Annotated in this window: 19 protein-coding genes; 4 read left to right on the top strand and 15 right to left on the bottom strand. The window is 36.1% G+C overall.

Annotated elements, in window-relative coordinates:
- Positions 1–129: 129 nt before the first annotated feature.
- Positions 130–1,512: a TrkH family potassium uptake protein gene (locus tag IGL30_RS02320; RefSeq protein WP_375371708.1), complete on the top strand. Its 1,383-nt coding sequence runs from the start codon at positions 130–132 to the stop codon at positions 1,510–1,512.
- Positions 1,513–1,679: 167 nt separating this feature from the next.
- Here the strand turns inward: IGL30_RS02320 and IGL30_RS02315 are convergent, their stop codons facing one another.
- Entirely contained in the window at positions 1,680–2,342 is a 663-nt protein-coding gene (locus IGL30_RS02315) for a CPBP family intramembrane glutamic endopeptidase (protein ID WP_010720006.1), read from the bottom strand.
- Between the two features lie 494 nt (positions 2,343–2,836).
- Between IGL30_RS02315 and IGL30_RS02310 the strand changes: the two genes are divergently transcribed.
- The 3 genes from IGL30_RS02310 (at position 2,837) to IGL30_RS02300 (ending at position 5,938) form a co-directional block, all read left to right on the top strand.
- Positions 2,837–3,679, top strand: a complete 843-nt coding sequence (locus IGL30_RS02310; RefSeq protein WP_053765912.1) for a helix-turn-helix domain-containing protein — start codon at positions 2,837–2,839, stop codon at positions 3,677–3,679.
- Between the two features lie 221 nt (positions 3,680–3,900).
- Entirely contained in the window at positions 3,901–5,253 is a 1,353-nt protein-coding gene (locus IGL30_RS02305) for a Mur ligase family protein (RefSeq protein WP_088745014.1), read from the top strand.
- Positions 5,246–5,938, top strand: coding sequence for a type 1 glutamine amidotransferase (locus IGL30_RS02300; RefSeq protein ID WP_123875052.1), 693 nt, complete (start codon positions 5,246–5,248; stop codon positions 5,936–5,938). The genes IGL30_RS02305 and IGL30_RS02300 overlap by 8 nt, the downstream gene beginning before the upstream one ends.
- Positions 5,939–6,338: 400 nt before the next feature.
- On the opposite strand, the gene IGL30_RS02295 is transcribed toward IGL30_RS02300, so the two are convergent.
- The 14 genes from IGL30_RS02295 to rbsD all read right to left on the bottom strand — a co-directional run bounded on the left by IGL30_RS02295 (position 6,339) and on the right by rbsD (position 20,862).
- On the bottom strand, positions 6,339–7,391 hold the full coding sequence (locus IGL30_RS02295; protein ID WP_123875053.1) for a hypothetical protein: 1,053 nt from the start codon (positions 7,389–7,391) through the stop codon (positions 6,339–6,341).
- 50 nt (positions 7,392–7,441) lie between these two features.
- Entirely contained in the window at positions 7,442–7,942 is a 501-nt protein-coding gene (locus IGL30_RS02290) for a hypothetical protein (protein ID WP_225428991.1), read from the bottom strand.
- Between the two features lie 41 nt (positions 7,943–7,983).
- Entirely contained in the window at positions 7,984–9,894 is a 1,911-nt protein-coding gene (locus IGL30_RS02285) for a peptidoglycan amidohydrolase family protein (protein ID WP_123875054.1), read from the bottom strand.
- Entirely contained in the window at positions 9,887–10,366 is a 480-nt protein-coding gene (locus IGL30_RS02280) for a hypothetical protein (protein ID WP_240210910.1), read from the bottom strand. Before IGL30_RS02280 ends, IGL30_RS02285 begins: the two co-directional genes overlap by 8 nt.
- 15 nt (positions 10,367–10,381) lie before the next feature.
- Positions 10,382–12,337, bottom strand: coding sequence for a VirB4-like conjugal transfer ATPase, CD1110 family (locus IGL30_RS02275; RefSeq protein WP_249509658.1), 1,956 nt, complete (start codon positions 12,335–12,337; stop codon positions 10,382–10,384).
- Positions 12,276–12,653, bottom strand: a complete 378-nt coding sequence (locus IGL30_RS02270) for a PrgI family protein (RefSeq protein WP_010720014.1) — start codon at positions 12,651–12,653, stop codon at positions 12,276–12,278. The genes IGL30_RS02275 and IGL30_RS02270 overlap by 62 nt, the downstream gene beginning before the upstream one ends.
- A gap of 33 nt (positions 12,654–12,686) precedes the next feature.
- Positions 12,687–13,529, bottom strand: a complete 843-nt coding sequence (locus IGL30_RS02265; protein WP_010720015.1) for a hypothetical protein — start codon at positions 13,527–13,529, stop codon at positions 12,687–12,689.
- 4 nt (positions 13,530–13,533) lie between these two features.
- On the bottom strand, positions 13,534–13,737 hold the full coding sequence (locus IGL30_RS02260) for a hypothetical protein (RefSeq protein ID WP_010720016.1): 204 nt from the start codon (positions 13,735–13,737) through the stop codon (positions 13,534–13,536).
- Position 13,738: 1 nt separating this feature from the next.
- Positions 13,739–15,436, bottom strand: coding sequence for an immunoglobulin-like domain-containing protein (locus IGL30_RS02255; protein WP_123875055.1), 1,698 nt, complete (start codon positions 15,434–15,436; stop codon positions 13,739–13,741).
- Between the two features lie 76 nt (positions 15,437–15,512).
- Positions 15,513–18,542: a SpaA isopeptide-forming pilin-related protein gene (locus IGL30_RS02250; protein ID WP_088745018.1), complete on the bottom strand. Its 3,030-nt coding sequence runs from the start codon at positions 18,540–18,542 to the stop codon at positions 15,513–15,515.
- 96 nt (positions 18,543–18,638) lie between these two features.
- Entirely contained in the window at positions 18,639–18,839 is a 201-nt protein-coding gene (locus IGL30_RS02245; protein ID WP_010720019.1) for a hypothetical protein, read from the bottom strand.
- A 339-nt stretch (positions 18,840–19,178) separates the two neighbouring features.
- The gene (locus tag IGL30_RS02240; RefSeq protein WP_010738415.1) at positions 19,179–19,439 is read right to left on the bottom strand and encodes a hypothetical protein; all 261 of its coding nucleotides are present in this window, start codon (positions 19,437–19,439) and stop codon (positions 19,179–19,181) included.
- A gap of 122 nt (positions 19,440–19,561) precedes the next feature.
- The gene (gene rbsU / locus IGL30_RS02235) at positions 19,562–20,443 is read right to left on the bottom strand and encodes a ribose/proton symporter RbsU (RefSeq protein ID WP_010720021.1); all 882 of its coding nucleotides are present in this window, start codon (positions 20,441–20,443) and stop codon (positions 19,562–19,564) included.
- A gap of 23 nt (positions 20,444–20,466) precedes the next feature.
- Positions 20,467–20,862 (bottom strand): D-ribose pyranase, encoded by a 396-nt coding sequence (gene rbsD / locus IGL30_RS02230; protein WP_088745020.1) that lies wholly within the window; start codon positions 20,860–20,862, stop codon positions 20,467–20,469.
- Positions 20,863–20,873: the final 11 nt, after the last annotated feature.

Raw genomic sequence — 20,873 nt, 5'->3', positions numbered from 1 at the left:
TATTTGATAGCAAATCAAAAGAAAACGTACATTTTGTTTAAGATTTCTTTGAGTATTATTTATAACCTCGGTATACTGAAAGAAACAACTTTTAAAAAGGAGGATAGTTTCTTGAAATTAACCCTTTTCATGCGGAAATTAAGACGTCGAAGCGAACGTTACGCTTCTAGTCATTTTTCTTCAATCCAAGTCATTGTTTTTTACTATCTTATTATGACCATTGTCTCTTTAGGATTGTTTTACATTCCTTTTTTTCGTGAACCAGATAGTCATGTACCTTTTATCGATATGCTTTTCATGGCGATCAGTACAATCAGTGTAACGGGATTGTCCACATTTGATATTAATTCGGCTTTTAATGATAACGGGGTAATCTTACTTGAAATACTATTCCAAGTAGGTGGATTAGGGATTATGATGATCTCTACTGCTTTTATTATCTTTTCTAAACGAAGAATCACGTTACGACAGCGACAACTGATCATGACGGATATGAATCAGCCACGATTATCTGGTATTGTTCGTTTGATTCGTATCACCTTTGTAATTTTGTTGTGGTTCCAAGTCCTTTTTGGCGCTTTCTTTTCCATTTATTTCTATTATCGAGGCTACTTTGATCATTGGCGGGATGCTCTTTTCTATGGATTTTACCAATCGATTTCTGCTGTGACCAATTCGGGTTTCGATGTCACAGGAAACTCAATCGAGCCGTTTGCACATGACTATCTGTTCCTATTTGTTATCATGTTTTTGATTTTTATTGGTGGGATAGGATTTCCTGTTTTGATGGAATTTCGTGAATGGATTTTGTATAAACGCTCAAAAGCAAAATTACCGTTTCGCTTTTCCTTATTTACAAAATTAGCGGTTTTAGCCTTTATCATCTTATTTGTTGGTGGGACGCTGTTAATCTTTTTACTTGAAAAAGACCATCTTTTTCAAGATTCTAGTTTAAGTGTCAAGTGGATCAATTCTATGTTTTACTCTATGACTACTCGTAATGCTGGCTTACAAATCCATGATTTGGGTAATTTCCAAATCACTACATTGATCGTTTTTTCTTTATTAATGTTCATTGGATGTAGCCCCAGTTCGGTAGGTGGTGGGATTCGTACAACGACCGTAGCAATTATTGGTCTTTATCTCTACTCTTTCCTTAAAAGCGAAGACAACATCAATATTTTTGGTCGTCGAATCGATAATGATGATGTGCGTAAGTCAGTCGTTGTATTTATGTTATCTCTTGGTATGTGTTTTTTCTGTATCGTCTTTTTATCAGCTACAGAAAATCAGCCTTTAATTGCAATTATCGTTGAAGTAACTTCAGCCTTCGGAACCACTGGCTTATCCCTGGGAATTACTGGGAACTTGTCAGTAATTGGGAAAATCACGATCGCAACTTTAATGTTTATCGGTCGTATCGGTATGTTGTATACTTTGATGTTATTTGTTCCAAAAGAAACACGAGATTTAGGCTACGAATACCCTACTGAAAAAATCATCATTGGGTAAAATTTCAGACAATCGACAAACCTTGAAAGGCTGAATCTGTATTTAGTATACAAAAATGCATCCTGTGTCGCTCTAATAAAAATAACCCAAAGTAGTCAGAAAATAGAAAAGCTATTTTCGGCCACTTCGGGTTATTTATTTGTACTGAAAGCTTTGTTCTTATTTGTCTAAGAGGATAATAAACTTCCTAAAACAAAAGCAATTAAATCAAAAGCATAATGCACTGCCCAACTAGTATTCAATGACTTTGTTTTTAAATAGGCTTGGTTAAACCAAAGTCTAATTCCTCCTTGAACTAAGATGACTTGCACAATCGTGAACAACGCTGAACTTCCTAGATAAGTTTCAAAATGAATCAGTCCAAAAATAATTGCTGTGAGCAATGATGCCACCTTAGTATTGATCCCCATTTTTTTACGTAAAGTATCAAAAATAGTGATCGAAAATAGTTCTTCTCCCAGTAAAGCAATTGGTAAAATAAATACAAAAAACCACCAAGGATTATCTTGCGCACTATTTGCTTTCGTCTGAATATCTAACAACTGTGCCAGTATTCCCATGATCATCGAAGCCAACATACCATAAATTTGTGAACCAACTAAAATCAGCAAGAATGTTTTTATAAATCGTTTAGGTGTACTAAATAATTGCCTCACACCAACAAAACCAAATACCAGTAAATAGCTTACTAAACCACTAATGACAAGAAAACTAAACTGAATATAATAAAAGTCAACCTGAGTCAACCCATAGAACCCTGCCCCTAATACTCCAAAAGCAATCATTATTCTAAGGACTTGATTATTTGGTTCTGTAATTCTTTTTGTCATATTTCTTGTTCCTCTTCCCTTAAATAATTATCATTTGTTCATTGATTAGTCGCTGACGACCCTTCACATGAGTATTGTTTACGTGTCTTTTATACTGCCCCATCTCCTCAAACAAGCCTTCATCATTGACAGATTTCCAATGATTTATCATGAATGTTTTCCTTTAATTTTCCATAGTATAATCATCTACGAATGAAAATTCTTTTATAGTCCTATATTTAATACTTTTGGTACTTTGTATCTAAAAATAACCTGACCATAAACACAATAAATATGCGAATAATTAGTTTTTTTGAACTCCACTTAACCTTCATTCGTACTTATTTGTTATAAGAAACGTGCGGATACCCCCCCTCGTCTAACTTTACTAATTTCTCTTTCAGTCGCTTTTCTGGTCACTTTTCCAAAAGTATCTTTCTTAGAATTTTGACAAATTTTTTGCTACTATTACTTCATTACATAAACACATAAAATAATTTTGATGGAGAGATACTATGGAGTATGGTCAGTTAATACGAAAAATCCGATTAGATAAAGGTTTTTCTCAAAAGGAAATCTATTCAGGAATCGTAACAAAATCTTATTGCATTGAATTTGAAAAAGGAAACCATGACTTGTCTTTCCGACTTTTAGCTCAAGTGTTGGAGCGATTGCTGGTAGATGTGGAAGAATTTATCTTTTTATATGACTATTATCACTCTTCTTCACAAAATTTATGGAAACAATATGAATTGGCTTCTAATACAAAGGACTTAGAAAAGCTCTTTGAAATCTATCAAACGACAACCACTTCAAAAGATAAAAAAAGTCAGCTCCTAAACGCTTTAACTAAAATTGGCCATGATCAATTGAGCGACCATCAAATAGACAATGAGACCTTGGAGTTCCTTGTTGATTATTTAAAATCCATCGAAACATGGACACTACAAGAAATCAAAATTTATACCAACACCTTGAATTACTTTTCAGAAGAACAGCAACAAATTTTCTATAAAAATTCATTAAAAAAAATTCAGATCTATCAAGAATATCCCGCTGGTAAAAAAATTTATTTGACGTTGCTTCTTAATAGTTGCGGTCATTTTATTTCCTATGGGAATTTCTTTTTAGCAAAAGATGCGCTCAGTCATTTAAAGGAATTAACCACCGGAACTGAAGATGCAATCTTTAAATTATATCGTATTTATTTTGAGAACATTCTGATTTACTGTACAGAAGAAAAAAGCACAAGTGAAACAATGATCCACTTTATTATCGAAACCTTAGACAAACTGGATTATTCTTTTTTAAGCGAACAATGTACACTCTTTTTTCAGACAATCAAAAACAACTATTAATCCACTATAGTTATTCCTAAAAAATCAACTGTTATCCGTTGGGGCTATTCTTAGACTAAACGAAACTTCAAATAAACAATCAAGCCTAGTACCAATCGTTGTTAGACAAGAGAATCGCAACCATTTCTTAAAAAAAAGAAAAGCAATTTAACCTTTTTTTGAACATATGGTATGATTAATTGAATTTACTCGTCGTTAAGACGTTTTATGGAGGTTACATAATGGGAGTACGCAGTCAATTTGCGATTGCTGTTGGTAAAACATCACAATGGGCATTAAAAACCTTCTTTAAAGGAGGATCAAGTTTACCAGGTAAACTTGCACTTAAAATCGACCCACACATTTTAGACAGTCTTGCAAAAGATTATCAAGTGGTTGTCGTTACTGGAACAAACGGAAAGACATTGACAACTGCTTTGACAGTTAATATATTACGGCAACAATTTGATGAAGTATTAACCAACCCAACTGGGGCAAATATGGTTCAAGGAATCGTTTCTACTTTTTTGCAAGCCAAACCTAAAAAAGGGCAAAAAAAATTCGCTGTTTTAGAAATCGATGAAGCAAGTTTGAGTAAAGTAACTGAATACATGAAGCCTGAACTATTTTTATTTACAAACATTTTCCGTGATCAAATGGATCGTTACGGAGAAATCTATACCACTTACAAAATGATTGTAGACGGAGCGGTGAAATCACCTGATGCCACAATTATCAGTAATGGAGATTCGCCAATCTTCAACTCTGTGGAAACAATCAATCCTCGCCAATATTATGGGTTTGATCATGAAGAAGACCATGAACAAATGGCTCATTATAATACGGATGGTGTGCTCTGTCCTAAATGTCATCATATTTTACATTACAAGATGATCACGTATGCAAATTTAGGGAAATACTATTGTCCAAACTGTGACTTTAAACGTCCTGAACTTGATTATCGTCTAACGGATATGTTGCGCATGGACAATGTCTCAGCTGATTTTACGATTGATGGTCATAACTATGGAATTGAAGTGGGCGGGATGTACAATGTCTACAACGCGTTAGCTGCCACAGCGGTAGCTGAATATTTTGGGGTAACCCCTGAAAAAATCAAGCAAGGCCTAGGATACGACGAAAAAATATTTGGTCGTCAAGAAATCATTGATATCAATGGTAAAAAATGTACACTCGTACTTGTTAAAAATCCTGTTGGGATCAATCAAGTCATCGATATGATCGGCTTAGCCCCTTATCCATTCTCACTAGTTGCTTTATTAAATGCAAACTATGCAGATGGAATTGACGTTAGTTGGATCTGGGACGGGAATTTTGAACATTTTGCTGATATGGATATTCCTGCAGTGATCGCTGGTGGGGATCGTCATACCGATATGTCGTTACGTCTAAAAGTTGCAGGAATCCCTGAAGATAAGATCATCGAAACAAAGGAACTGAATGAAGTCATTAAAAATATCAAACAATTACCGACCGAACACGTCTACATCCTAGCTACCTATACAGCAGTTCTTCAATTACGAAAAGAATTAGCGAATCAAGGATTTATCAAAGGAGGGATGAATCATGCCTAATTATGAATTGAATATCGCCCATCTCTACGGTAATTTGATGAATACTTATGGAGATAACGGCAATCTATTGATGCTTAAATATGTCGCTAAAAAATTAGGTGTGACCTGTCATACCGAAATTGTCAGTCTGCATGAACCATTTGAAGTAGATAAATATGATTTAGTCTTTTTTGGTGGCGGACAAGATTATGAGCAACTGATCATTTCAAAAGATATCCAAGAAAAAAAAGCAGCACTAACAAACTACATTGAAAATGATGGTGTGATGTTAGCTATCTGTGGCGGGTACCAATTCCTTGGACACTATTATGTGGGTGCCAATGGAGAAAAAATCCAAGGAATTAGTGCATTAGACCATTACACCTTAAGTCAAGAAAATAATCGTTTTATCGGCGATATCGTTATCTATAATGAAGAGTTTAATGAAACCTATTATGGCTTTGAAAACCACAATGGGCGGACATTCTTAGGGGAAGGCGAACGACCTTTAGGAAAAGTCGTTCAAGGTCACGGAAATAATGGTGAAGACCAATCCGAAGGCGTCATTTATAAAAATGTTTTTGGCTCTTATTTCCACGGACCGATTCTTGCCCGAAATGAGAATCTTGCGGAACGATTGATTCGTTTAGCACTTAAACAACGTTATGGAACAGAACTTGATTTACCAGTCGAATCTTTAGCATAAAACATAACTTTTGTTACCATAAATATTTGCTGGATTGTGATTGGAAATGAATCAATAGTAACAAGCGCAACACCACAACAGAAATAGCAAACTTTAATAATTGAGCCAAAGAATACGAAAATCACTGCTCTGATTTCTGATATTCTTTGGCCTATTTTTGATCAAGTAATGATTATTACCTTGGGATACGATTGGAAAAACAAATGACTTCACTGACGATAAGAAAGAATCGTTTGAAAAAGCGAACTAACTTTTCTGCCGTTACCTCTTTTCATTAACACTTCAACACTATTTTTTAACTAATAATTTTAGCTAATTTGCCAATCAGTTTTTCTTTTTTATTATTCTATTCCCCTTAATTAGTTACCCTTCGACAAATAACAACTGAATCCAAGACCACTCATTCCCTATCATTGATGTCTGATTGACCAATCATTTCTAATCGTTGTTCCCACAATAATTGATTTTCCGGATCTTCATTTTGCTGGTATAACTCAATAAAATCAATAATGATGGAAGCTTGTTCGATATAAGTTTGTAATATTTTTTTCACTTCTTCCTCTTGGATCAATTCTAAATGTTTCGTTGTTTCTGCAATCTTCTTCTGTTTTAAAAAAAACAGCCCTTTCTGTAAATAATTTTGGTCTAACTTTTTTGATAGTTCTTCACTTTCTAAATATTTATTTAATATCTCTGCTTCGGCCAATTGTTCTAATTCAATGTAAGCAAATGCAAGCATCACTTTTCTTTTGTCAGATAAATTTTCTGGGGACGTTTCAATAACTACTTCCCAATTTTTTTCAAAAAAAGCCAAATCAAATTGTGCATCTGCGGTGGGGTAATATTCATTGATCTCTTTCAACCATGTAAATTCTTGTTGCTCTGTCAAATAGTCGATCAATTCATGACGCTTTTCTGGATATTCCGTTGCCGCTTGAAGATAGGCTTGCGCTTCGATTAATTTTGCCCACTCCTGCTCCTCTGTCGTGGTAATTTCTTTTTGATCTACTTTCGTAATAAAGTGTGGCCACATTACGCTAATGCCTATGAAAAGACTGAAAACAATCACCACAATAAACCAGACCCTTTTGATCGTGGGAATCAAAGATAGTAATTTTCCTTTGGTTGATCTGCTAGGTTCACCATACTTAATTGCTTTTTTCGTGCGTATCGCTGCTTTACTTTTTGTCGTCTTCTTTTTACTTCGGACTATCTGATATTGCCCACTGATTATTTCTTCTATGGCATCCTTTAACGGAAATTGTAATTCCATTGAATGAAGAAGGTGATTTTTATGATTGTAAATCCGAATACGACAACTACCTATGCTTTTATTAAGGATCGTTTGTTTATTGACCTCTTCTAATAAAATGAGGGCCTCGAAAATCGGTAGACGCTCTTCTTCGATTTCTAGCCTTTTGACATGATCAATCAGTACAGTTTCTCTTGCCATAGATAGACATCCTTTTCATTTACCAAAAGTGATGGACAAAACCGGTATTTTCATTCTGCGTATTCTTTCGATTCCTTTTCAGCTATCTCTATTGGTTGATACCTTTCCACCAAAAAGTGTTTTGTAGCTGAATCAAACACATACCAAATTTGAAACAGCCCTTCATTCTCAAGTGTTTTAGTAGACTTACCTTCTTGATTCAAACTATCAATCGTCCTTGTGACGTTGGCAATCACTTCAATTTGTTGGTCATTCACGTGACGTATAAAATTCTTACTTTTTATAAAACGAGAATGTCCAAAAAATTGTGGAAAAAAATCGCTTTGCTTTCTGCTTTCTTCTTCAGCAATTTTCGCTTGTTTTGCTAAAAATTTCTCATAATTCAAATAATTATCCCCGTACTCTGTGAAAGTAAAATACGAGCGTAAAAAATCATTGACCTGTTGTTCCGAGAAATGAGCAACAGGTATACGGTTATTTGCTTCTTGCTGTGTGTTCTTTTTACCAAAAGTATATCCAATACTTACGGCTATACTGCTACTGATAACCAAACAAGCAATCGTTGTAAATAATTGATGTTTATTTCTGATTTTTACCCGCTCCCTACGATTCGATAAAAGTAAACTGGTGCCAGTTGTGGATCACCATAATACCCTGCAAATGGAGTAATGACGACATCACCATTTTGACTAAATCCTTTTTTCGTAGCGGGTGTACAGTGAATAATCGTTTTTCCACCAGCATCTAAAAAGAATCCTGTATGCCCAAAATCGCCCGACGAATTACCTTTTTCTCCCCAAATAAATAAGTCACCTGCTTGTACTTCGGAATAGTTGATCGGATAGAGAAGTTGTCCTTCCAAACCATAAAGTGTTTCTGTATTTCCCAACGGTACATTTAGTCCCATTTCATTCAACACCCAAATTACGTAAGACGAGCAATCGTGATAAGGAAATACGCCTCTTTGGTTTCCCTGAGAATAATACACACCTTTTTGATGAAGACTTTGTGCTTTAGCTAAAAGAGCCTCATGAAAGTCAGAGAATCGCTCCCACAGCAATCCCATCTCTTGCTTTCCACCCAATTGCACCATTAATTGTTTGATCGCAGGCACCCAATAATGATTGAGACCCATGGGATCATTTGTCGCATCAATCGGGCAATAGACCGCTCCTAATTGTTCGACAGTTACTCGTTGTTGGTCAATAATCAGCTTTTTAAGTGTTCGACCAGTTGCTTCGATTCCTTCGTCTAACGTACGATATGAAATTAAACCTTGATCATTCATTAGACCAGCTGGGTTATTTTTTTCTAAGATTCCTTTACTAGTTCCCCAGGCACTTTCATGAATCATGATCGCCGCTAAGATCACCGGTGAGATGCCGTTTCTTTTTGCTTCTTGTAAAATTTTATCTGCTCGATCGCTAAACGCATGACACTTAAGCAGAATTAATTGCCGAAATGTCCATTCATCAAATGACGTGTTTTGATTACCAGAGTCTAATTGGAATGTTTCCGAATATGCTACTTCTTCAAAATAAAAACTTGGATTTACTGATTGTCCATTTTTGGAATATTCAATGGTTAATTCATTTTCTTTCGCTACAGTTCCAATCAATTCTCCCGAAACGACTTCTTGGTCATGATTGACTAATGGTGAAACATTCTTTAAGACAAGCTGTCGATTATTGAATTGGATCACGATTGACTGATCAGTCACAGTCGTTTTCCCAGCCATCGGAGCATATAATTCTATATTTTTCTCAGCTTGTAATTGGATTCCCTGAAATAGCTTTTTTTCTTGGCCATCGAGAAAGTAACCATATCTTTGATTGACCATTAATCGATGATCTTCCTTAAATGGCGATTGTAGTTCCATCAATTGACGATAACGACCAATCGTTGAACCAGCATTCAATCGTTCTTTCAATTCTTCTGTCCATTCAATGATCTGAGTAAAATATTTTGTTGTTAATGTTGCTTCGTTCCCTTTTGCATGAAGGGACCATAAGTTATCATGGATCTCATGGATTTTCGCTTTGATTACTGGATTTTCGAGTTCCACATTCTCATAACAAATACCCAAATAAGACAATACTTCATCAATATTAGAAACCAAATTCATGTCTTGTGTCATCCCCATCTGTCCGTTGATTTTAATAATGTTATGCTGCTGACGAAGCACTCGATTTTTTTCAACATCCAAATGAGTCATGTACGTCCAAATATTTGTTAATTCAAATTCATTGATATTGGGTACACTCGAATAAATGACACTGGTTATCCCTATCGTCAGTAAGAATAGTAATACACAACTAAGAACCATGAGTGATCTAAAAAAATGCCATTTATTGGGCTGAACAGCTAAGAACTTACGATGCTTTTTTCTGAAGGGAACTAACATTTTATTTGTAACGCTCCGTTTTATCGATTGATTCAAGCTACTTGATAGAAAAATTTTCCGATACTCGTTGTCTCGTTTGTTCCAATTAGATTTATTCATCGGATTGTTCCTGTTTTCTTTTTATCCGTTCCTCGGGATCAGTCGTGATTAATTCATATAATCTTGTGGTTGAATCAACGGTATTAGAAAAAGGCACGATTGCATGACCTGCACGTATCAACCCTGCACCTTTTGGCGGATGCATCAAGTGTTTTTGTTGTTGAGTAGAAAGACGAAAAAGAGTAGAAAGTTCGTCCAGATCACTTTTAGCCTGTTTTAGCATAATGATAAATTCAGTGTTGCTTAGCATCCTCCGTGCTTTATCTGAAAGCAGTAACGTCTCCACATTTTGCGTGATCCCTGTAGGAATTGCTCCCCACTTTCGGATACGACTCCATAATTCAAAAAAATAACTTTCACAGTAAGGATCATTTAGCATCAACTGCATTTCATCAATGTAAATCCACGTAGTGATCCCTCGATCCCGATTACGTACCACCCGATTCCATACTTGCTCTAAAACTACCATCATCCCAAATGTTTTTAACTAACTTCCTAACTCTTTGGTGTTGTAGATGATAAAACGCTTATTTAACTCAATATTTGTCGTATGGGAAAAAATCGCTAAAGAACCTTCAATATATAATTCTAAGTCTAATACTAGTGCCTGCGCTTCTTTTTCCGGCTGTTCTTTGAGCAACGTAAACCATTCCTTCGCTAATGTTGGCATTTGCTTGTCCTGAGAATGAAAATAGTTAAAATAAGTCAAGCGAGTCACACGATCAATGATGGAACGTTGTGCGGAATTCAAACCCGATTGTCCACCGATCAAAGCTTCAAATGCTGTTAACAAAAAGTCGGATTTTAATTTTACTGGATCAACTTCCCCACTTAAATCATCTGTGATATCCAATAGATTGATAAATGTATCGGTGTTTGGTGCAATTTTAACAATTTGCGCATCAAAAGTTTGCCCAATTAATGTATCTTCATCTTCAGGATCAATCGAGATGATTTCGTCTGTTGGATTTTTTAGTAGTGTAGTAATTTCTTCATATTTTTTGGCTACCCCTTTTCCTGAGCCTGAACTACCTAAAATCATTCCACTTGGGGTATTCAACCGTTTCCGATTGATCCGAACTACATTTTTCGTTAGCTCATTCATTCCATAGTATTTACCCTCCTCGTGGTCAAGTTCTTGCGCAGTAAATGGAATAAAGATAGCTGCACTTGCTGTAGTCAATGTTCGGCGGGTTGTTATCCAATTTTTTCCAAATGGAAGGACGGAATTCATCCCTTCTAGTTGTAGATAATCCAAATAATGAAAGCCACAACCATTTTTTCTGGCAATACTCAAAATTCGTTCGGCTATATCAGTCAATTTTTCTTTTGTGTTTGTTCTGAAATAGACAAAAACCGAAACGAAAAATAAGTTCTGTCCTTCTTTTAACAAATCATCTAATAATAAATTAGCTTCATTGATACTATTGGTTAATTCATATGGAATACTTGTATAAGGATCGTAGCCTTTTTGAGTTGCTTTTCTTTGAGCAGCAACTTTGTCTCCTTCCATATAGGCTTTTTTTATTTGAACCAGATGATTGGCTTGCTCAGCCCCGACTGGATCAATGTGGATCGATAACGTGATTTCTTCGGGTATTTCCATCAATTCTGCCATGAGTTTATCTGACAATCTAGCTGGATAGTCTTTTAGGTAAAGAATCTGGGCATATTCCTCATTGATTTCAAAATAGTTTTTCTTTTTAAAATTAAAACTGGAAGGAGCAATCACAGCTTTTGTTGAAAGATGATTAAAGACTAAATCGGAATAGTTAAATTGAAAGTGTTCCGATGATTTCAACAACTGATTGACCAATTTTAGACGCTTTAAACCGTCTAATGGGTCAACCGTTGAGCCAATTTCTTCCAAATTTCCGATTAAATTCTTTTCGATTCGTCCCAATAATTGTTTTGCCTGCTCTAAGTGATTGGCTGGAGTACTGAAAGTCAAATAGTTTTCTTTTGTAAAACGATTCTCCCCTTCATTGATTTTTTGAAGAAGCATCTGATTGACTTCTTCACGATAGCTATCATGTTGATCGCCTTTACTCTCATAAAAAAGCTTATCCGTCATCTCATCAAGCTCAACTCTTTTTTTTAAGATCGTGATTGTTAGATGGATCGTATCATCAAGACTGTTCAATAGTTCGCCATATTTTTGGAAAATCAACAATTGTTCGTCTTGTTGAGCAATTTGATAATTAACATCTGAAAATCGAACACTTTTGGAATAATAATTAGGCACAATTTCACAAATGCCACTTTCAAACATTTTTTCATAACGCAACAAATCTTGGACATTACGCTTTGGCGCTAACTTTTTTTGATATTGCCCTCTTTTTTTCTTTTGTTTTTGCATCAAACGAATAAATTTTTTATTATTAGTTTCCGTACTCAACTTGTTTTCTTTCGGCACGCTTACTCCTTTGACCCACCATGGCATTTGAATACAACTCCTCTACAATAGGATAAGTATAATAATTCGCCAACTGAAAATAATTCCATCGAATCTGCACATACTTTTCTAAAGGTAAGTGATTAGGTGTCAGCCAGCCCACTGACAAGATAGGGGCACTGAGTACCATAAAAACGATCCCGATATCATCAATCGGATACTTCCAACTGACATAATTTAAAATGCCCAGAGGAACAATCAAAAGCAACGTTACAACAGCAGAGATAAATTGTCTTAACGAAACGCCAAAAAACAATTTTTCTTGGTAGGTTAAAATTTCTTTTCGAATTGGTACTTCAATCATCGATTTTATTTCCCTCCAGTTAAAAATGATTCTCTAGGCAGTTGCAAGAATGATTTTTGCCCATTTATTGGTATAAAATAAACTAGCACATAATGTTAGACAATTCCCTGATATCCCACTGATCACTGCAATCATTCCCTGTTTTTCATCGATTGAAAACACAGAATGTACGAGCAGTGGATAAAAACTTAATATAATAAATAAGAGGATCCCTTGCAGGGAGGAAGCACAAACTAATTTCAAAAAATTTTTACCAATCGAACTAACTTCTTCATTAAGAAACGTCACAAGAGGTAATGGAGAAATGCTAAAATACAAATAAATTTCAAAAAAACGCATGAAAATAACCAGTTTTGTTAGCACACTTGTTAGTACGGATAAAATCAACGGGATCAACAAAATAATTAACAACGTAAGTTTTTCAAAAAAGCCCCAATGGTAGATTCCCTCAATCAATGAAAGAACATCAACAGCCTTACTTCCACCTTCTCGAATCCCAATTTGACTGATACCATTACTGATTGTTGTACTAATTTCAACGATCATATGGATAAATATTGTTAAATGGCGCATGATCAACAGGCTTACTCCTAATTTAAGAAAGAGCGGGAGGAACAACTCCATGCCACCAAAACCGGAATAATTTCCATAAATCTTTTGTGCCATTTGTTGAAACTCCAGCAATAGTAAAAAGCCTAGTACAGAATAAGCAATTGGTTTGATCACTCCATTCATAATTAATTCACTGTATTGATAGATATCAGGTAGATAGGTTTCTAGATTTTGTAGTAGCATATTTTTAGGGTCGTTTGAAAAATTTAATTGATCAGCAATTGTTTGTAGTAAAAATTTGATTGCACCGTCCAGCTTAGCCACTTCCTTAGATTGAAATAGTTGCTACCCAAGCGCCAGCTGCAACGATAACAGCCCCACCAACGATCTGAAAAAGAGCATTTTGCATTCCGGGACCATTATGTTCTTTGATAGCCGCACCGAGTTGAATAATCCCCCATACAGTGAGCAGACTGCCAGAAGCAAGTACTCCTTTTGAAAACAACGACATCGCTTGCTCAAAATAGTCCATATTATTCTTTCTCCTTTTCTATCGCTTGTTGATTCATAACTGTTACTTGGTAACTAGCATGTACCCGCTCAAAAGAATCACTGATACTCAAACTGACAGTGTAAGTTCCTGGTTTGTTGACATCGACGTTTTCAGTCACTTCGACATCTGTTAAAGATAATGTTTCTTCTTTGTCGTAAACCTCAATTCCGGCTAGCGGATCAAACGCCTCTCCAATAGTTAGCACCTTATCGGCTATGCCTATAAATCGTGGTGGTTCATTGATGACCGTGATTTTCCCATAACCACTGGTTGTTTTGCCATTTGTATCAGTGACTTTAAGAGGAAGCAAATATTTTCTTAATTTAGATGTATCGATCCGATTCCATGCTGCTTCATCTATTTCAATATTTAATCGTTCTAACGGATCTTCTCGATCTGAAACAACCAGTTGTGCAAAATAATCTTCTTTCTTCAAAGCAGAGAAAACATTGACTTGAAGATCCGCCTGGATGATTTTAGGGGCTTCATTCGTTACTTGTACGAGAAGTCGTCTCTCCTCTGCATATTTTCCATATCGATCTTGCACATTGCCAATCCTAAAGAAATATTTTCCTTCTTTATTGGAATCAAAATTAGTTTCTAAGATATTGGTTTTAGTTAATGAGATATCTCCGTCTTCCCTATCCCAAGCTTTCACATAGTCGAAAATATTCAACTCTTGATTTATCTGATGGTCAATCCATTCGGGTATATGGATTACCGGTGCATCATTTTCAATTTTGACAAACGCTTTCGTTTTCGCTTGAGCCCCATGTCGATCATTGACAGAATAAAGCACCTCATAGCTTCCTTCTTTGTTGATATCAAGATTTGTTTCGACTTCAATCTTTGCGGTTAAATCCCCATCTTCTTGGTCCATTGCGGATACTCCTGCTAACAAATCAACTGGTACACCGATCTGCTGGTACATTGTCGTCTGCTTCAAGTTGATTTTCGGTAAGCTATTAACAAAAAAGTAGATGGTGGCATCTGTAAACATTCCTGCCGAGTCGGTGACACGGATCGTAAATTTTTGCTCGCCTAGCTTCGACGTGTCAATAAAATTATGTTTGACTGTGGGAAAAGCGTCGTTACCCGTAAGAATCTCAAAATAGTCTGTTGGTTCAAATTTACTGTATTGCTCAATGACCATGTAAGTGGATGCTAGTGAAATTTGTGGTCTCTGCCAAGTCGTTTGATCACTCTCACGATTCTTTTCTTTTTCAATAGAAACTGGAGGAGCCTCATAGACTGGGGCTTGTTTACTATCCGCTCTTTCTTTTGAAGTTTCTAAAGTTGTGACTTCTGTTTTCTTTTTTTCTTTGGCAAAGGCAACGACTAATTGCGCCACCTCATGCTCTAGTTGTTGAAGTGGCAATTCCGTTCCCTCAGTTTTAGAACTAAAATAGTCAAATTGTTCCATGACTGCGATTGCCGGATCATGATCCTCTTCAAGAAAATAATGAGTGGGTATTTCTTCTTTTTCTATGTTTTTTGTATCAATGATATTTGCTACTTGTTTTTGTTTACTTGCTACTGTTTTTTCCTGATTGTGACTTAGGTAGATGCTAGTAATTCCTGTGATACTTCCACTGATAAAAAGGAACAAAAGTCCATATTTTATCCTGCCTAGATTCTTTTTCGATAACTGATCTACAACGATTGAACGTTTCACCATTCTTTAGACCATCCTTTCTTTTATCTTCTAAACACTTTGATCATACTTTTAGTAAAAATAAGCGAAATCAATTTTTTCACAACTTTACATGTTTCTGCTTTTTTTGAAGATAGAGATAACTGCTAACGATAATAATCAAGCTCAATCCAAGAAGAACCATCTCTAGCGAACGTCGTTCATTCGTTTTTGGCAATATGCTTTGCTTTAATAATTTTTCTTTTTTTAATGTAATTGTCTGATCTTTGTTCCTTAAATCATCCTCACGTCCTACTTCATTTTTTTGCTCTTCTTCGTAATATAAGACGTGGGTCGCTGTTAATTGATCGCCATCTTTGAGGATATTTGCCTTCAACTCAAGAAATACTTCAAATGTATCTTCTTTGTTCTTTGGAGTGTAAGTTGATGTTGCTTCACTGACCACTTCTCCTGTTTTCGTATTCTTATATTGCGTAAAAACAGTATAAGTGTGTCCGATTTCGATTGCCTCGCCTTTGACCCACACCACATCTTTCAACTGATTGTATACTGTTGGATCAAGTATTTTTTCGCCAGCAATATCGCTAAATAAAGAGGTCAACTCTAATGGTTCCCGTTCATTGTAGGCTTCAAGAACAAGTAGTTCGCCATCTTTTTCAACCGTGACAGAAAAATCCATTGGTTCTTCTAATGGTAAATAGCCTGCCAAAGGTTCCACTTCAACAAATTTATAGTTGCCATAAGGTAGTGCCTCTACATTGATTTTCCCTTCTTTATCAGTCAAATATTTTTCAATTAAGGTTTCAGTCAATTCTCCATTTTCATCCGTTGCTATGTTGTATAAATGAAATGGGACATTGACTAATGGTTGTTCATTCAACCGATCTCGTTTGATCAATTGGATATCTTGTCGAGCTAAGCGATTCGGAATTTCTAAACGAATCAAGGCATCCGCATTCTCTTCTGTGACACTAAAAATGAGTGGTTCTTCTAGTGGTACATATCCTTCTGGTGCTTTGATCTCATGGAGTTCATAGCGATCCACACCCCAAGGCAAACTTTCTGTGGTAATGATTTCGCCTTTGTCATTGGTTTCAAAAATATCGGTCTGTTCCGTGTCATTGGGTCGTACCATCGAAACAAATTCGCCTTCTCCTTCATTTGCCCAAGTATCAAAAATTTTGAACTGAGCGCCTGCGTAAGGTATGTTCTCGCCTGTTTCTTCATCCACTTTGATGATATGCAATCGAGATTCAATCACTTTATCTTCCAATAAAAAGAAATGGGTATAGCCGTCTTCCGTGATCGTCACTTCAAATGGTTCGATCAATAAATAGCCATCCACACCTTTGGTTTCTTCAATGGTATAAGTGTCATAAGGTAGATTCTCAAACTTGAAATACCCGTTCTTACCAGTGACTTGGACATATTCTTGTCCAGTGGTGTGGGAAGTAGCTGTCAGTTCAACGCCTTCTAAAGGTGGCTTTACCCCCTGTTGCTCTTTCGCCAGTCTGGCAATTACTTCAAAAACGGTTTGAGGAATCAAGGGGCGTGAACCAAACTTATAGCCTTCTACATTTCCTTTGATGACTCGATCAGTCACCGTTTTACTGTGAAGCGCTACGGTTTCATTTTGTCCAGCATACGTGAGGTTAACGGTATGTTTTGTAGCATCCAAATTGTAGCCTTCTGGCGGTTCGATTTCCTGTAAGTAATAGGTTCCCAGCTTTAATCCTTTCACCTCTGCTTGTGCTACGCCATCGACATCTTGCATCGTTAGTTTACTAATAGAAGTCCCATTCTTATCGGTTAGCTCGTAAACAGCTCCTACCAATTGAGAAGCCCCTTGTGGTTTACTGCCTGTTTCTTCATCTTCTTTGATCACTTTGAGATTTGCTAGTTGCTCTTTATTATCTAAACTGATTGTGGTGGTCTCATTGGCTTTGATGGTCACTGTCTGAGGTGTGGCATTGAGGACATAGCCATTCGGTGCTTTGATTTCCTGGATCGTTACTTTTGTGTCGACTAACAAATCATTCCAGGTAGCATAGCCATCAGAACCTGTAGTGATTTCTTTGGTTTTTCCATCAGACGTAGTAAAACGAAAAACGGCACCTACCAGTGGTTGCTTGGTCGTTTCATCTACTTTGCGTACACGGGCATTGCCGTTTTTTAAAACATTTATGGTTAAAGAAATTTTTCTATGTTCATTTAATCTGCCAACCATCATATTTTGGGTATATGGGTGTTGATAAATTAGCGGAACACCTTGAAAAGTAGAGGCAATATCATAGTCAAATTCAACTCGACTAGTCGCTTCTGCATTTTTGTTGGCAAGAATCGTTAATTGATTTCCTTTTTTAGAAATACTTAGTCCTTGTGAGACGAAAGATGGTAATGACTGATAATTACTAAAGGCATGGGTCGTGTCAGTTAAGGTGATACTTTCTCCAACTTTTAAGTTTATCGTTTGTTTGTCAAAAGAAGGTGATGTATAGAAATAATTGACATTTTTCATGACAGCAGATTTAAAGGTTTGATAGTCCGTCATCGAAAATACCCCTGAAATACTCAACGGTATAATCCCTTGTTGTTCCCATGCCAAAATTTGAGTCATCAATTCTTTTTTCAACGTGTGGCCCGAAACCATCAGCCCGTAATACTTAATCAAAGAAATTTTTTTCATCTGTTCAGTATTTCGCTCAGCGACTGTATAGCCAGAGTTATTTCCAAGATTAAGTGCAGCACCTGGTTCTATGCACAAGGCAATTTCATTGTTGATCCGTTTACCGTACCAGCCATATTCACGTACACCGTTCGATAAGCGAATATCAATATTGGAGATATGAGCATTGGGGTCAACATAAATCGTTTGATTGTTTCGTTGGTGGGTTTGAGTTTCTCCTAAAGCAGCATGAATCGAGTGAGTGATGTAATTCGAAGGAGTTGTCGTATATAATTTGCCGTCTTCAGTTTGAATCAACTGATTCTCTTGAAGAAAACTTATCTTACGATCGTCTTGATCTGTATTTTCTAAATTTCCTGCTAAAACAACAAGTGGTCGGCAAAACGAAACGGATAATAAATGAATGATCAAAAATATGCGTACAACTAACTGGTATTTTTTCATCGAAATTCTCCTGTTTTTTGATAATAAACCTGCTTATCTACAAAAGTTCTCTCATAAACATAGAATTACTACTGACACTAAAAATCAAAATATTCGCTACTGAATCAAGCGAATCACATATTCATTTTTAGTGCGGTCATACCTTAAAACGCCACTTTTTTGTATCTGATTGATCAATTTTGCTTTGTCTCCATTTGTCCATCCATCTTGATGAACAAGCTGTTCATATTCACGCAAAGTAATCTGTTTTCTTTTACTACTACGCATAAAAGTTAATAATCGCTGGAGTTCTGTCATCAAGTTGTCACTCCTTAAAAATTTTAAGGCCACACCATTTTTAGGATAAATGGAAACCTGACTTTTTTAGGAAAAAGCCAACCCATATCCTCACGGTCCTCGGAAAAAACATTACATAAGAAATTTTTCTTCAAACCATTAATCACAGTTATTGGTTCCGTCCTCCGTAAGAGATTCTAGTCATACTTTTGCTGTTAGCATGCCAACACTAACAGGACTGTCATTTAGTTGAGCATCGATAAAGATTGACAGCAAATCATCGTTATCAGTTAGATTGCTAACCAGTAATGATGCTCACATATAACGTTTTCAACGAACAAATATGTTTTTTTGCAACGACTAAACTTGCCAAGCTTTTACTTTCATTGGTCGTTCCACGTACTGTAAGTTTTGTTTTGTGTTCCTTCGTTTAGCAAAGATAAGACCGCCAGAAGAAACGGCTGTTTTTATTTGTGGATAAATCTTGTAGTCAGGTAATTCTTTTTTTGTCTCTTGATTGATAAACTGTCCATTCCCTAAATTAGCCCACGTAGAACCATCAAATAATCGAATCGTTAGTGCTTTACTTCGAATTGCTTTTTTTGAACAGATTCGTAACACGTAAATCCCTCCTCACTCTATAATTACGATTTATTTGCGATTCTTCCAAAAAAAATAAAGACATTGATCAACTTAAGTCAATCAATGTCTTTCAGTTCAGCTTATTTTGTTTTGGGGAAGAGTTAGATCATTACAGTGATCGTAGCAGCAGCTAAAATCAAGACTAGTCCAATAACTGTAACAGTCATTTCTTTCTTGGTTTTCTTTTGTCCTAGGAACCAAATACCAGTCAGTGTCGCTAATACTACGGATGTTTGAGAAAGAATAAACCCTGTTGCTAACCCATTCATATCTGGTTGAGCTGAAATTAAATAAGTTAAAGCAGCGAAGGCAAAGAAAAATCCTGAAAAAATATGTTTATAAGAGACAACTTCGACAAACGCTGATTTTTCTTTAAAACTTAAAACAGCTGAATAAACAACAGCAACGATTACCATACCAATTGCTTGAGGTAAAAAGGCATGCATTCCATCAATTGAAGTTGCTTGAGGAGCTGCGGAATAAGCCCAGTAGCCGATTTCACCTACTGCTAACAAAAGGACCGCTTTTTTCAATAAGTTACTGCCTTCTGTATTTTTCTTTTCAGTCCAAACAGTCATCCAAGCACCTAAAATAATCAAAACTAAAGCAAAGGCACCCAAGACTTTCGCAGTAGCGCCAGGCCAATTTCCTAAAGCAAACACGCCCCACAATGAAGCTCCTAATAATTGAAAAGCAGTAGTAATAGGCATTGCACGAGAAGAACCAATCAAGGTAAAGGATTGGAATGTAATGATTTGGGCGATTGCCCAACCAACACCAGATAAGATTGAAAAAGTCAGGTCAGATCCTGTTGGTAACTCCATTCCTTTATATAAAGCAAAAACAATTGCAAAAATCAATGTTCCTAATGTTGAACCTAAAATTTGATTGACCGGACGTCCCCCGATCTTAGATGCGATCGTAGGATATAACCCCCAACCAAGTAGTGGGCCTAAGCCAATTAAAAGCGCGGTAGTATTCATGGTAGACTATTCCTCCTTCTTTTTTAAAAAACGACGCCGCTTTCTAAAATAATATTAGCATAAGGTGTCATTTCCCCTGTGCGAATAAACGCATGACACTGATTCAAATCAGCTTTCATTTTACTATGAGGGATAAAAGTAATAGGTGTTTCAGGTAGCCGTTGTTGAATTTCCGATAATACTTTAGGGTTTTCTGACTTGATTTCTTCAGCTAAATAAATACGTTGAACTTCTAACTCTTCAAGCACATTGTTCAAGACTTCCATAAAGCTTGGAATACCATTATCTACAGCCAAATCGATTTTTTCAGTTGTCATCGGCACGGGCATACCTGAATCACCGATACTTAATGTGTCAAAATGTCCCATTTGTGCGATTACACGAGAGATATCTGAATTGATTACTTTTGATTTTTTCATAATAAAAACGT

The sequence above is a fragment of the Enterococcus sp. DIV1089c genome, from assembly GCF_050530965.1.
Lineage (GTDB): Bacteria > Bacillota > Bacilli > Lactobacillales > Enterococcaceae > Enterococcus_B > Enterococcus_B hirae.
Note: the sequence above shows the minus strand (reverse complement) of the source record. Positions and strands in the feature narration are given on the sequence as shown.

Excerpts from the sequence above, each read along its gene's own strand:
- IGL30_RS02245 (WP_010720019.1), bottom strand. The coding sequence starts at position 18,839 with ATGACAGAACTCCAGCGATTATTAACTTTTATGCGTAGTAGTAAAAGA.
- IGL30_RS02280 (WP_240210910.1), bottom strand. The coding sequence starts at position 10,366 with ATGATGGTAGTTTTAGAGCAAGTATGGAATCGGGTGGTACGTAATCGG.
- IGL30_RS02250 (WP_088745018.1), bottom strand. The coding sequence starts at position 18,542 with ATGAAAAAATACCAGTTAGTTGTACGCATATTTTTGATCATTCATTTA.
- IGL30_RS02310 (WP_053765912.1), top strand. The coding sequence starts at position 2,837 with ATGGAGTATGGTCAGTTAATACGAAAAATCCGATTAGATAAAGGTTTT.
- IGL30_RS02255 (WP_123875055.1), bottom strand. The coding sequence starts at position 15,436 with ATGGTGAAACGTTCAATCGTTGTAGATCAGTTATCGAAAAAGAATCTA.
- IGL30_RS02285 (WP_123875054.1), bottom strand. The coding sequence starts at position 9,894 with ATGAATAAATCTAATTGGAACAAACGAGACAACGAGTATCGGAAAATT.
- rbsU (WP_010720021.1), bottom strand. The coding sequence starts at position 20,443 with ATGAATACTACCGCGCTTTTAATTGGCTTAGGCCCACTACTTGGTTGG.
- rbsD (WP_088745020.1), bottom strand. The coding sequence starts at position 20,862 with ATGAAAAAATCAAAAGTAATCAATTCAGATATCTCTCGTGTAATCGCA.
- IGL30_RS02300 (WP_123875052.1), top strand. The coding sequence starts at position 5,246 with ATGCCTAATTATGAATTGAATATCGCCCATCTCTACGGTAATTTGATG.
- IGL30_RS02260 (WP_010720016.1), bottom strand. The coding sequence starts at position 13,737 with ATGGACTATTTTGAGCAAGCGATGTCGTTGTTTTCAAAAGGAGTACTT.
- IGL30_RS02275 (WP_249509658.1), bottom strand. The coding sequence starts at position 12,337 with ATGCCATGGTGGGTCAAAGGAGTAAGCGTGCCGAAAGAAAACAAGTTG.
- IGL30_RS02270 (WP_010720014.1), bottom strand. The coding sequence starts at position 12,653 with ATGATTGAAGTACCAATTCGAAAAGAAATTTTAACCTACCAAGAAAAA.
- IGL30_RS02320 (WP_375371708.1), top strand. The coding sequence starts at position 130 with ATGCGGAAATTAAGACGTCGAAGCGAACGTTACGCTTCTAGTCATTTT.
- IGL30_RS02315 (WP_010720006.1), bottom strand. The coding sequence starts at position 2,342 with ATGACAAAAAGAATTACAGAACCAAATAATCAAGTCCTTAGAATAATG.
- IGL30_RS02295 (WP_123875053.1), bottom strand. The coding sequence starts at position 7,391 with ATGGCAAGAGAAACTGTACTGATTGATCATGTCAAAAGGCTAGAAATC.
- IGL30_RS02305 (WP_088745014.1), top strand. The coding sequence starts at position 3,901 with ATGGGAGTACGCAGTCAATTTGCGATTGCTGTTGGTAAAACATCACAA.